Genomic DNA, 13,305 nt, shown 5'->3' with positions numbered 1-13,305 from the left:
AACCAGGATTCCGGTTAGAATCCCTTCAAAGTTGCTACGGCTTGCAGGAGGGACCGGCATGCGCACCGGCTGCATCGCACTTCTTGTTGTCCAGTGTGGCCTTCCGCTCGCGGCGACCGGGCAGGAACTGACTCCAGCCGAGCCCGCTCGCGCCGGCGTGACCGCCGCCGGCTTCGCACCCAACCAGGGGCAGTGGCCGGATGCGCAGGTGCTCTACGCGTTGCGCGCCCGGGGACTCGACGTTGCGCTGCGCGAATCCTCGCTGACTTTGCACATGAGACCACCCCACGCGCCTGGCGGCGCGGCGGCGGAACTCGCGGGGTCGCAGGCGGATGGGGCGCAGGACTCTGGCGAATCCGCGCAGACCGTGATCGCGGTGTCCTTTCCGGGTTCGCATCGCGTTGAGCCGGTTGGCGAGCAGCCGCTCGACTCCGTGCGGCATTATTTCGTCGGTGGCGCGGGGCGAAATCGCGCCTGCAATGTCCGCTCCTATTCGAGAATCGTTTATCCGAATCTGTACGACGGAGTTGATCTGTACGTCACGGAAGACCATGCCGGAATTCTCAAGTACGAATTCCACGTCGCGCCCGGAAGCGACTGGTCACAGATCCGCATCGCCTACGACGGAGTGGGACCGCTCTGCATCGACGGCGGCGGCAACCTCGTCGTAGAGACCGCTCTCGGTTCCCTTGCTGACACGGCGCCCATGGCCTGGCAGCAGGTGGATGGATCGCGGGTGGAGGTCCGCGCTCGATTCCACCTTGCCGACGATCGGACGTGCTCGATCATGCTCGAAGGCCCGGTCGATGCAACGCGTGATCTCATCATCGATCCGACGCTCGAGTGGATGGTCTATGTCGGAGGCGCCGGCTACGACTATATCCGGAGCGTTGTGACGGATGACCTCGGCAACGCGTACATCGCCGGCGTCACCGAATCCATCGACTTCGAGGGACGAAGAAATTCGTTCTTTGGCGGGTACACCGATGCATTCGTCTCCAAACTGACGCCGTCCGGCGAGCTGGCGTGGACTGCATACCTGGGTGGCACCGCGGATGATGATGCGGAAGACATCGCCACAGACGGGCTGGGTTCCATCCATGTCTGTGGCTCCACGATCTCAGAAGACTTCGATGGGCGAATCAACGCGATGAGTGGCAACTCGGATGCTTTCCTCGTCAAACTGAATTCCGAGGGGCAGCTCTTGTGGATGACCTATGTCGGCGGTACTTACACCGAGCAGGGGATCGCCACCGCGGCGACCGCTGACGGAGCGTTCGTGGCCGGCTGGACCATTTCACTCGATCTTCCGGGGAAAACCAATGATCGCCACGGCGGCTACGACGGCTTTGTCACCAGCATCAGGCCGGACGGTACGGTCAGGTGGGCGACTTACCTCGGAGGAGAGAACACAGATACCGCCGCCGGTCTGGGGGCATGCAGCGACGGAGGGGTCGCCGTGACGGGCTGGACCAACTCGGCCGATCTCGAAGGTCGCATCAACCACTACCACGGCGGATCGGAGGATGCGTTTCTGGCCATGCTCGACGGGGAGGGCGCGATCGACTGGGCGACATATCTTGGCGGGGCGCGCACCGAGCGCGGCTCTCGAACCGTCATCGACGGCGAGGGAAATACCTTCGTCGCGGGCAATACCACCTCGGACGACTTTGAAGGACGGAACAACGAGTACTCACAAGGCCCGGATGGCTTCGTACTCAAGTTGCAGCCCGGCGGCGCCGTCGAGTGGATGACCTACCTGGGAGGGCAGAACTCTGATTACGCGCACGCGATCACTCTTGATCCACCCTATGGCATTCTGGTCGCCGGCAAGACTGATTCGGAAGATTTCGATGGGCGCATGAACTCCTTTTTCGGCGGCTTTGAAGACGCCTTTCTGCTCACCCTGGATACGCGCGGCGAGTCACGATCCATGGTCTTCCTGGGTGGATTCCGAGACGAAAGTGCCAACGGGATCGCGCCCGGGCTCGACGGACACCCAGTGATAGCGGGAAACACCGACTCGAGAGACTTCATCGGGCGGACCAACTCCTATCGAGGCGGGTTATCCGATGGCTTCGTCTTGCGCGTTTCCCTCAACCGGCTGAGCCTGTCCGTTTCCGCCACCTGCCCCAAGGGCGGTTCAGCGAGCGTTGCATGGTCGGGCGCCACGCCCGACAGCCGTATCGCGCTGCTCTTTGCTCGCGACACCGGTTTGTTCGTCATTCCCAATGGGCGACCCTGCGCGGGGACGGTGCTTGGACTCGGGGAAACGCAGTTGCGCGTCGTCTACATCGGATCGTCCGGGCCAACAGGCGCGCGCACCTTGTTCGGCGAGGTCGGCCCGGAAGCGTGCGGGGGCTATCTGCAGCTGCTGGACTTGGCGACATGCCGGATCAGCGGTGTCGCACCAGTACAATGAACCGCGCCCGCCGCAGCCCCGTTCGATCAGCGCACCTTCTCGATCGACAGTTCGAGAACGGCGTAGCCGTCGATCTCGAAGTGTTCGACGAGCAGATGCACCTCGCCGGCCTGGCTCAGCGTGAACTCGCCCTGGTCCACGGTGGGGGCGTGCCAGGTCCAGTTGTCGATCACGCGCTGATCCTTCACGCCCGGCCCGTTGACGGTGATGCGTACCCCGTCGTCGCTGCGGGTCGTCAGCCGCCAGGTGCCCGCCGAGAGCGGAACCCGCGCCCTGGCGATCGTGCCGAACAGGTCGGAGCCTAGCGCACCGAGTGCTTCATTCTTGCCCAGACCGCGCACGTCCTTGGGTCCGCCCATCGCAAAGGGCAGCGTCAGGCTGTCGGCCTCCAGGTGCACCGCCGTCGGCCCGCCGGCCAGCCGGCGCCAGGCTTCCAGATCGTTGCGCGGGTCGGTCGCGTCGCGCTCCCACTTGAAGAACGTGATGTCCCACGACGTGCGGATGATCGTGCCGGCGATCGTCGTCTCGAACTCGCCGCCGATTCGCAGCGGGATCGAATACGAGGCGATGCCCGGCTCCCGCGGCGTCACGCTGACCGCGTACCGGCCTTCGCCGGTCTCCTCGACCTGCACGTCGAACCCCGCCGGCGCAGCGCCCAGCCGCATGGGTTCGGCGGCCCCGAACACGTCATACACGTCGCCGCTCGAACCGGATGACCTCAATCGCACCATCGGTGCGGCGTGATCCCACGGCCCCCACTCGGTCATGATGATGTTGGCGCGGCCGCGAAGTTCCGGCCGCGCGCCCACCGGCCGCGTCTTGCCGAACACGGGATAATCCGGCCCGCCGTCGAAACTCGAGATGAACAGCGGCGCGCCGGGCTCGCTCGAATCCGTCAGTTCAATCTCCTTACCCACGTTCGTGAACGTGTTCCTTGCGGCGTGCGTGTTTTCGCATTCGCGCAACTGGATAGCCAGAACGTCGCCGTTAAACGAGTTGCTCGTGATCGAGTTGTTGCTCGAGCCTGCGGCGTCGTTGGCCTTGCCCCAGGCGGAATTGACCAGCCCCTCGTCGGGATCAGTCCACAGGTGCACGCCACACTTGTTGCGCTCGAACCGATTCGAGATGATCTGGTTGGCGAAGCCGTGCTCGATGTTGACCCCGCCGCGCTCCAGTCCGTAGGCCATCTCGCCGTTGTTGGTAAAAGTGTTGTCGGCAATCAGCGTGCTCTGCGAGTAGCCGCCCCAGATGCCGCAGATGGCGTTCTCGACGAGGCGGTTGCCGATGAAGCGGTTGGTGAACGAGAAGGTCATCTCGATGCCGTGCGCCGGCGCATAGGAGAAGTCGTTGTTGATGAGCAGGTTGTTGTTGTTGCCGCGGGCCTTGCAGAACTCCTGCAGTTCGGCCTGGCTCATGCCTTCGCGCGGCGGCGCCTCGCCCAGCGCCTCGCGGCCGGCAAAACCAAAAAAGCCGTCTCCGCCGTGAGTGGCCGAGGTCTCCGCGATGATGTTGTCGCTGCACTGCTCGAACATCAGGATGCCCGCCGAATCCTGTCCGCGGTTGTAGACCATGTGGCTGTAGCCGCGCACGCAGAAGTCAAACGCGTTGCGCGTGATGACGTTGCGGCTGCTGCGCCACATCGCCAGGCCCCAGCCAGAGAGAAACGAACAGTCATTGTCGTAGAGACGCGAGTTGTTTACCCGGTCGATGATGATGCCGTTCTGCCTGCGGCGCGCAAAGCAGCCGCTGATGGTGATGCGCTCGGAGTTCTCGACGCAGATGCCCGCGCCGAAGTTGTTCACCCACTCGTGATTGTCGTTGTGGTGCGGGAAGAGCCAGTCGCTCCCATCTTCCGCCGCCGGGGTCGATCGCAGCCGCGTCGCAAATCCGCCCGCGACGTCGCAGTTCTCCAGCGTCAGACCGTCGGCATGCCGGGCATAGATGCCGACCTTGTAGCGATGACAGTGCGCGTTGCGGATCGTCACGTCGCGCTGCCCGTCGATCATGATCCCGATCCCGGTGATCGCGTCCCACGGCGTGCCGTCGGGCGCGCCCATCATCTCGCGCGCCTCCTCGTCGCCGAGGAACTCAATCGTGATGCCGCTCGCCTTGACGTGAATCACCCCGTTGCCGTCGGCATCCGGAATCGGCGTTGCGCCGATGCGGATGAAGCAATTCTGCGTGATCTCAACATTGTCGCGATCGACGACGACCGTCGGCGGGCCGACTGCGATGCACGAGCCGGCCGCGAGGAACATGAACAGGGCGGCAGCGCCGCCACGGCAGCATGATGCGTTCATGCGTCATCGTAGTCCCCGGCCGCTCGGCGATCAGGGCTCGATGTGCGAAGCAACCTGGTTCGACTTCGTGTAGACGTTGCCGCTGCCGCGCTCAATCGCCTGCAGCCACACGTCGATCGGCGGCGCGCCCGAAGGAACCGTCACCGTCAGGGCCGCGGTGCCCTGTGCGTCGGCCGTCTTCTGCCCGGCGATCACGATCGGCTGGCTCAGATCCACGCTCATTCCGATCGACGGGACATACGTCGGCCCGCCGCCGCGCATGCTGTATGCAAAATACACCCGCGCCCCCGGATCGGCGCGAGTCACGCTCAGCGTCGCCGGCTGGCCGGCATGCAGCGCCGTGGCGCTGAGCGCAAACTTGTCGATCGTCGCGTACACCGCGTACACGCGCGGCGAGGCCTCCGTCACCGCCGAGTTGCCCGGATTCGTCGCCTGGATCCCGCCGTAGAAATGCCCCAACAGCACTTCACCGGCCACCAGCGCATCCCAGTCCACCTGCCCCAGCGCATTGTGGGGCAGATCAGGATTGGGCACGAGTTCGGCGTTGGTCACGGGCTTGAGCGTCGCGCCCACCACCGTCTCGCTCACCACGGCGCTGTCGCGCATCTTCAGCATCGTTACGTCAATGACCCACGGAATCGTCATGTTGCGCACGAACTGCTGGCCGTCCCAGTTGGCGCCGCTCAATCCGCCAAGCGTGATGATGTAGTTCTCGCCCCTCGCCGCGGAGTGGAAGCTCACGCGCGGCGCTTCGTACTGGTTCATCATCTGTGTGAAATTGACATCCAGCGTCACCTGCCGCGACTGCGAATCGAAAATGAGCGGATGCTCCCACACTTCCGGCAGGATCTCGTTGCCGGGCTTGAACACGCCGATGTGCACGAGAAAGCCCGCACGCTGGTTGCCCGCCGCGCCAAGCATCACCGGCGTCACGTTGCCATCGCGCCGGTGGTACTGGTCGTCGGTGTACGTGCGGATCGGATTGACGAGACTCGCCGCCGGGTCGAAGAGGTGAATCTCGTTCGAGTAGACGTTGGAGAAGGTCGCTTCGTCGCCGTAGTTGCCCGTGAAGTTCGAGCCGCCCACCAGGGCGAAGTAGGGGCCGAGCTTGATGATCGCGCCGCCCGCGACCTGCGCCTCGGCGCTGTGGCGCACGGTGAACGCGCTCTCGGGCAGGTCCGCCCCGTCGAGGATCGCCTGCCGCACCGCCGCGAGATCGATCTGGATGACCGAGTCCCATGTCGCCCACGACTGCGCCGATGGCGCCGGCCCGTACCCGCCATACAGATAGAGCGTCTCGCCGTACTGCACGCCCTGCGCGTTGGTGGCGACGAGAAACTCGCTCAGCGGGCTGGGCAGCGTGCTGATCGAAGCCGACAGCGTCGTCTGCGTGTCCAGGTCATAGAGGTAGACCTCGCGGTTGAAGTCTTCCGAGGGAAACGTCGTGCGGCCGTCGCGAGCCCGGCTGTGAAAGCCCATCCCGCTCAGCCCGCCGAAGAAAAGCAGATCGCCGCCGGCTTCGGCCATGATGTAAGACTGCAGCGGCACAAACGACGCGCCCGTCAACTCCTCCGTTCGCACGCCGCTGATCTGCCCGGCAACCGGCAGCGCCGCAATCAGGATCGTGCAACCGGCAGAGAAAAAACACAACGACAACGCAGACTTCTTCATGCTCGCCCCCGAGTGAAGCAGGCCAATGCAGACCCTACCGCCGCAAGTCCGATTTTATTCCGGACCATGGTCCAAACAGCACCACAGCACCTTCTTCGGCCAGTCAGCCCACGAAGTGGTGTGTCCCGCAATCCACGGCGTTGAGAATGCACGGCTGGGCGAAGTCCTCCGGCCGGTCGATCGGGCAGGCGCAAAGAATGCACCCGCACGGGACGTAGTCCGGCGGCGTCTGCCGCCAGTGCGGCGCCATCTCCCGCAGCCAGCAGCGCAGTTCGTGAAACGCCTCGTCCACCGCCGATTCGAGGTATTCGAAGTAGATGTGCCGGTCGCGCAGGCACGCCTCCACCGCCCGTCCGTCGTGCAGAATCAGGTCGATCGCCACGGCGTAACCTCGATCCGCGTGCGCCGGCGCCGCGCGGTGGTGGATGATCACGTGGCAGAGATCGATGAGATCGCTGTATTCCTGCAGCGCCGGCGCATGCGCGCTCACCAGCCGGCGCGTGCGGCGGGAGGTCTCCTCGTCGCGGCAGGTGATTTGAACGTTCACCATCATGCATTCCTCCCTTCACGCCGGCCCCAGCCCGGCAGGAATTCTCATTCGGTCCCGCGGCGCCGGCCGGCGCCGCGGGACACAGCAGCGACCGGGGTGCCAGTCGCGCCGGATCGGCTCAATCGGGCGAGCCACGCAGCAGATCCTGCAGCGAGCGCTCAGCCTCAAGCCAGTTGAGCACGGCGTTCCCGCCGCGCACTTCCCAAAGCCGCCGGGCCAGCGTCGCGATCATCTCCTCCGTGACCCGCGCCCCGTCGGCGCCCGGCATCGCAGCACTATCCCTCCCAGCGCCTCCGCCGCGGCGCCGAGGCTCAGATGATGAGGCACGATCGGCAGAGTGGTCATCAAGATCGCCTCGGCGCGCGGCGCGGCGCTGAGCGGTCGCTCCTCCGTGAGCGGGAGTTCGCATTGCTGGCCTCCATCCAACGAGGTTCCCTGGCGCATCGCCACGATGCGCCGCCATCGAACTCCACCAAGTATCGGGCGTGCCCTTCGCGCCGTCTACGGGGATTTGGCCCCGTTCGCACGCGCCCGCTTCAGCAGCGCATCGCAAAGTGGCAGCGCAGAGTGGCAGCGCAGCCCAAAAGCGGTTGTCCAATGACTTCAATGCGCCACAGGCCGGATCGCCTTACGCAAAGTACCGGCCCCACAGCGGCCCCAGCCGCTTGACCTCGCCGGCGTCGATCCGCGCCTTGTCAGACCAGATCGCCAGCGCCAGCGCCTCGTGCGCTGCGCTGGGCGCAGCGCGCAGCGACGACACATCGCTCAGCGCCGCGCGAATCAGCCGCACCGACGCCTCGCTCGCCTTGCTCAGGTTGCCGATGATCTCGCCCAGCAGCGATTCGCGCGCCACGCCCTCGGGCGCCGGCCGCCAGCAGTCATAATCCGTCGGCAGGCCGATGAGCGCGTACGCCATCTCCGCCTCGCGCGCCAGTTTCGCCTCGGGCAGCGCCGTCATGCCGATGAGATCGCCGCCCCACGTGCGGTGCATCTCGCTCTCAGCCCGCGTCGAAAACGCCGGGCCCTCCATGCACACGTACGTCCCGCCGTCGTGGCAGTGCAGTCCCTCGCGCTCCGCCGCGTCCGCCAGCCACCGCCGCATGACCGGGCACACCGGCTCGGCGAACTCGACGTGCACCGCCGCCCGCTCATAAAACGTCCGCTCGCGGCCGACGGTCTTGTCAATGAACTGATCGACGAGGACGATCTCGCCCGGATGGATGTTCTCGCGCAGCGAGCCGGTGGCCCCGCTGGCAATGAGGTGCGTCACGCCCAGCGTCTTGAGCGCGAAAATGTTGGCCCGATAGGGCACGGCCGAAGGGTTAAGCGTGTGCCCGGCCCCGTGTCGGCCCAGGATGGCCACGCGCGTGCCGAGCAGTTCGCCGCTCAGCACGGCGCCGCTGGGCCGGCCCAAGGGCGTGTCGATCTCCACCGCCTGCAGCGACGCCCCGAACGCATCCGCCAGCCGCTCGCCCAGCCCGGTGCCCCCGATGATCCCGATGACCACTTCACCCATGGCGGCATGATATCGACCCGCCCCGCCCGCCGCCGGGTCCGAAAAGCATCACCCACCCCGCGCACGCATCACAAAGCCGCGAGGCCGAGACGAGCCGCAGGTCAGGTGCCACCTGACAACTCGGCTGCGAAGTTCCACCTGACCGGCGCGCCCCTCGCCGAAGGCGTGAACGCCAGCAGCCGGGGCGTGAAGCGAGTCTTCGATGTTGCTCCCGGGACCTCCGACCCCGGCGGGGTCAGAGAATGTAGCCACGGGTGAAGCGCCGCCGCGCCGCCCGCGAAGCGCAATGCTCTGGCGAAAATAAACGTACCTGTTCCGCTTTCTTCCCTGTCCCGGCTTCTTCCCCCGTGGTATGCCGCGGCACCGGCTTGCCGCATTCCGTGCATACGCTAGAACTCCCATACGGATATCCACAACGAATGCACTGCTTTCGCGAGTATCGTATGCACCTTTTAGATGCCGGTAGGCCGAATATGCATAATGCCAACAGGGCGGAGTACATTAATGTATTGAGAAGAAAGCCAGGCCACAGTGGCGAGTATGGATACACTTCAGGTATGGTATAGCGCTTCGGCGCAAGGATACTCGTCCGGTCCCTTGGCAAGCCTCCGTGCACCGCTGGCGTGGCGATGCTCCAATTGGCCTCAACCGCGACGCTTGGATCGGGCACCAATGTGGCTCCCATTGCTAGTGCGGGCCAACCAACAGCGATTTTTCCCGATGAGATCTCGTCTTGAGACAATATTGGCGACCACCAAGTGCGCCCATGGTACTCATTGCCCTGACTAGCCAGAGTGTCATAGAGGCGACGGGAGACGCCTTCGCTGAGGGGAATCTGAACAACATAAGCAAATCCTGGACGCGACACATGCCGTATAATCTCTTGGACTTCATTCGATTCGTGAGCGAGAGTCCGCCCGGTATCGACCACCGTTCCATGATATGCCGCGATCCCCCATCCGACGATTGCGGTAATCAACATCCCGCTAAGCAGCATTAGGCCCGTAGCCAGGGCAAGTCTTGCGGCGCCGGCAGTTGTGGTCCATCGCGACAAAAGCGGCCTCCATATGTTAAGCTAATACAATACTCTCAGCGATGCCGATCGCGATGGGCAAGAAAACGGGCAAGCAAACGGGACAGGTACGTTTATCAGGTCTGCTCATGCCGCTGCCTCCTTCCGCGGCCGGCCGCGTGCTCCAAGACCCAGCGCCGCCACCATCCGCTTGACCAACGACAAATGGTAGCCGCGGTCATCATCGAAGGTGCCCATGCGATCGACGCCGCGATGGAGCACGTGGCAGGCGTGGCCGCCAAGGGTCGGTCCAGCGATGCGAGGCAAGAGAAGTTCCAGCCGCGCCGCCCGCGAAGCGCAATGCTCTGGCGAAAATAAACGTACCTGTTCCGTTTTCTTACCTCGCTTCAACTCCGGGGACCCATCACCTTCCCACGGAGAGCCATTTCCAAGTGTGCGCAACTTGACGAACACTACCGCGCTCGCGGATAGCAAGCGGCCCCGCGAGTCCCTTCGCCCGATCCCGTTCCTACACACTCCCAACTGTCAGGTTCCACCTGACCTACTCGCCGTGGATGTTGTCTCCGATGCAGATCGCAGGATTGTCGCGGACTTGTGGGCGCCGTCGCGTTCAGATGTCCGACAAGGCTGGATGCGCTCCCAGAGCGTCACTGATTACTACTTTATCCTCGATCCCGCGCTATTTGCTTACTGCTCGCCGGCACCCGAGCGCCGCATTCCGGACATGTGCCGGAAGTATTGCCCCGTAAGGAGTACCCGCAACGAACACACTTGCCCTGTCGCCGGCGTACGCCCTGCATGACATATACGCGAGCCCAGTCAAGCAACACCATCAGGGAGGCTATACACGTTACATTAACTACAAAGCCAAGAGTGAGAATGCCCATTGGAATTGCCCGCAGAGCATCCGCAGAGCCGACCATAGCCAAGTCGCGATTGCGGAGCTGCACACCGTTCAATCGCCATCCGGTAACTGCACCGTCGCCCGACGCGGCCCATTCTGCACGCAACCACATTGATCGCATTGGCCAGCCAAACACTTGAAGTACGACGTCCTTCCGCGTGTCAGGAGCGACAAGCGGGTACGTCGCCTCGCTCGCCAATGAAAAGCGGCGCATTATGTAACTCGCATTCACCGCATCTAGCGCACCCATATGCGGCATTGCATCCGAAGAACTTCCCGGTACGCCAGAGTGCACGGCCGAGGGATACGCCAGCACGACTTCCATTAGCGGCGTTATCCCACGCGTTATGGTTGCCTCCCATCCGACATCAATATCAGACGTGCCGTTCGATATTGGTATCGAGACATAGTGGTAAGGAGGCGGATTCTGCCAATCATACTGGGTGGCAGCGGCCGCAATCCAACAGGCGCTGATGTTGGCGAGGGAAGCCAACAACAGCAGCGCAGCCCAATACTTCACCTTGGCGAACAATTCCCTGTTGCGCCGCCTATCGTGCGGGATCGATCGGGATGACTCTGCGATTGCCATCATCGTCGCACGGTAATGTGCTCTTTCGACACTGTTTGTCGTCGTAGGAGGTCTCGCAGAGCGACGGAGCGCACCTGGTACGGGCAAGAAAACGGGACAGGTACGTTTATCAGGTCTGCTCATGCCGTTACCGCCTTCCGCGGCCGGCCGCGCGGCCGAAGCGTGTGTTCCAAACCCGGCACCGCCGCCGTCCGCCTCACCAACGACGAAGGTGCCCATGCGATCGACGCCGCGATGGAGCACGTGGCAGGCGGGGCCGCCGGGGGTCGGTCGAGCCGTGCGAGGCAAGAGAAGTACCAGCCGCGCCACCCGCGAAGAACAATGCTCTGGCGAGAATAAACGTACCTGTCCCGTTTTCCTCCCCAAAATACTTGCGGCAGGGCTTCTTATCGCCGCATTTTCCTTCGCAACAGCTGTTATTAATCCGATGCGGATCAATGAGGCGGCAGCCATCTTCATCATTTGGCTTGGCCGCAGCGAAAGCTGACCGTCCGGAAGGGTCTCTGAGAGTCATGGGGGCGGATTTCGTCAACTGGTATTCGATCGAGGCCGCTCGGATGCAGAAACAAACGTACCTGTCCCGTTTTCTTCCCCGCGTTCGCATGCCGCGGTCGTACGCCGCGAGCACGCGATCTCTGAGATCCTGTGAATAGGGTGCGGCCATCCATGCTCCTTCTGGACCCGTTCCGCAGGTCCGGGAGGAATGTAGCCGCATCCAACCCGTCGCGCCACCGAACATGCGCCGAACGCGCTACGCGTTGGGCAAACGCGCTCTAGCGGATCGCTAAGGAAGCCGACGTTCTGATGCTATTCGATGCAAACCGCACGGGTGGAGACATATATCACATAGCACGAGGAAACGCTGCGACCACGCGTGTTCACCCGACTGACGGCTCAGTCCTTTCCGAATTATCACCAATCCCTTGCATGTCCCTTCGCGCCGGCAGGTGTTGACCGTCGCGTGTAGTCTTGTCGCAGATAGCCATGTGCATTTACTTCCGCTGTTTACGGACGAGCCTCAACTGTATTCGTCGATGAGGCGGAGGCGGCTCCCCGCACTCGGGACACAGCGATGAATCGAGAAGCGCCATGCAGTACCCACAGTGTGGACAGCGGCCTTGCCAAGTTCGATATGCGATTATCGCACTTTCGATGAAGCTCCGACCAATCCAGAGCAACGCAGCAAACCCCATAACATCAAGTATCAATCCACGCCAGAGTGGATAATAGGGAATTATGACGCAGACCTTTCCGGCGAAGAGTCGCAGTTCGATCCCCCCCCGATGATGAAAGACCTCGCCGATTCGGTCGTCGGGTTCGGACCAGAACGTCGAACGAAACGCCGGAAACGGCCAGCCCACAGCAACCTCGCGAAGTGTGAGAAACTCCGGCTCTGGTTCCAAGTGTCTTATCCCAGCCCATCTGGGAAGCGTCAGCGGCACATTGGGCAAGATCAGACCTCCCCCCCCGTCACTCAACAATGGGTTCGTTGATAACGACTGCATTCCGACTCCTCTGCGCCACTCTAGACATCTGGTTTCACTATCCGACCGTATGAACACCAGATCGTAGAGTTCAAGATCATGGTCGAGGTGAATAGTAATGCAGAGCAGTGCAACTGTAATGACCGCGAGTAGACCATAAACTAGATAGGACGCAGATCGCGACACGAAGAAGCCGCATTTAGGCAAGAAAACGGGACAGGTACGTTTATCAGGTCTGCTCATGCCGCTGCCGCCTTCCGCGGCCGGCCGCGCGGCCGAAACGTGTGCTCCAAGAGCCAGCGCCGCCGCCGTCCGCTTGACCAACGAGAAATGGTAGCCGCCACCACCGGCGAAGGTGGCCCATGCGATCGATGCCTCGGTCCCTCCCTGCCTGGTTGCCTCTCCTCTTGCGCCTTCTGCGCCTCTTCGCGGCCGACTCTCCCCTCCGCGATCTCCGCGGCTCTGCGTGAGACTGACGTTCCCTGATGCCTGATGCCAAGTGCCCGGCGCCTCTCTTCCCCAAGTGCCCGGTGCCTCTCTTTCCCAAGTGCCTGCTGCCTCTCTTCGCTGCTCGTCGCCTCGGTGCCTTTCCCCCTCACCCCTTCACCCCGTCACCCCTTCACCCCGTCACCCCTTCACCCCTTCACCCCCTCACTCTTCGTGCCCCTTCGTGCTCTTCGTGCCCTTTGTGGTGAGAGAATTCGCCGCCCCGCGCGCCAGCGCACCGGGTCAGGCGCGACTTGTGCGCTGACTTCTCAGAAACGCAAATAAACGGATTAAAACTCGCCTGCACCCCCTCCAGAAAAATGAAAATCGACGAAAATCGCCCAAAAGCC

At 63.2% G+C, this 13,305-nt stretch carries 7 protein-coding genes; 2 read left to right on the top strand and 5 right to left on the bottom strand.

Annotation, left to right across the window (positions count from 1 at the left end):
- Window positions 1–58: 58 nt before the first annotated feature.
- A complete protein-coding gene (locus tag IT430_00145) occupies window positions 59–2,422 on the top strand; it encodes an SBBP repeat-containing protein (protein MCC6906322.1) in 2,364 nt (787 codons plus the stop codon).
- A gap of 26 nt (window positions 2,423–2,448) precedes the next feature.
- On the opposite strand, the gene IT430_00140 is transcribed toward IT430_00145, so the two are convergent.
- The 5 genes from IT430_00140 to IT430_00120 all read right to left on the bottom strand — a co-directional run bounded on the left by IT430_00140 (window position 2,449) and on the right by IT430_00120 (window position 8,459).
- Window positions 2,449–4,722, bottom strand: a complete 2,274-nt coding sequence (locus tag IT430_00140) for a right-handed parallel beta-helix repeat-containing protein (GenBank protein ID MCC6906321.1) — start codon at window positions 4,720–4,722, stop codon at window positions 2,449–2,451.
- 30 nt (window positions 4,723–4,752) lie between these two features.
- Window positions 4,753–6,393, bottom strand: coding sequence for a hypothetical protein (locus tag IT430_00135; protein ID MCC6906320.1), 1,641 nt, complete (start codon window positions 6,391–6,393; stop codon window positions 4,753–4,755).
- Window positions 6,394–6,496: 103 nt separating this feature from the next.
- Complete coding sequence (locus IT430_00130) at window positions 6,497–6,946, bottom strand: hypothetical protein (GenBank protein MCC6906319.1); 450 nt, start codon at window positions 6,944–6,946, stop codon at window positions 6,497–6,499.
- A 115-nt stretch (window positions 6,947–7,061) separates the two neighbouring features.
- Window positions 7,062–7,211 (bottom strand): DUF2934 domain-containing protein, encoded by a 150-nt coding sequence (locus tag IT430_00125; protein ID MCC6906318.1) that lies wholly within the window; start codon window positions 7,209–7,211, stop codon window positions 7,062–7,064.
- A 360-nt stretch (window positions 7,212–7,571) separates the two neighbouring features.
- Window positions 7,572–8,459: an MTAP family purine nucleoside phosphorylase gene (locus IT430_00120; protein ID MCC6906317.1), complete on the bottom strand. Its 888-nt coding sequence runs from the start codon at window positions 8,457–8,459 to the stop codon at window positions 7,572–7,574.
- A gap of 2,743 nt (window positions 8,460–11,202) precedes the next feature.
- Here IT430_00120 and IT430_00115 point away from each other — a divergent pair.
- Window positions 11,203–11,472 (top strand): hypothetical protein, encoded by a 270-nt coding sequence (locus tag IT430_00115; GenBank protein ID MCC6906316.1) that lies wholly within the window; start codon window positions 11,203–11,205, stop codon window positions 11,470–11,472.
- The last annotated feature ends 1,833 nt before the right edge of the window (window positions 11,473–13,305 follow it).

It is taken from the genome of Phycisphaerales bacterium, assembly GCA_020852515.1.
Lineage (GTDB): Bacteria > Planctomycetota > Phycisphaerae > Phycisphaerales > UBA5793 > UBA5793.
This window is presented reverse-complemented; position numbering and strand designations above follow the sequence as displayed.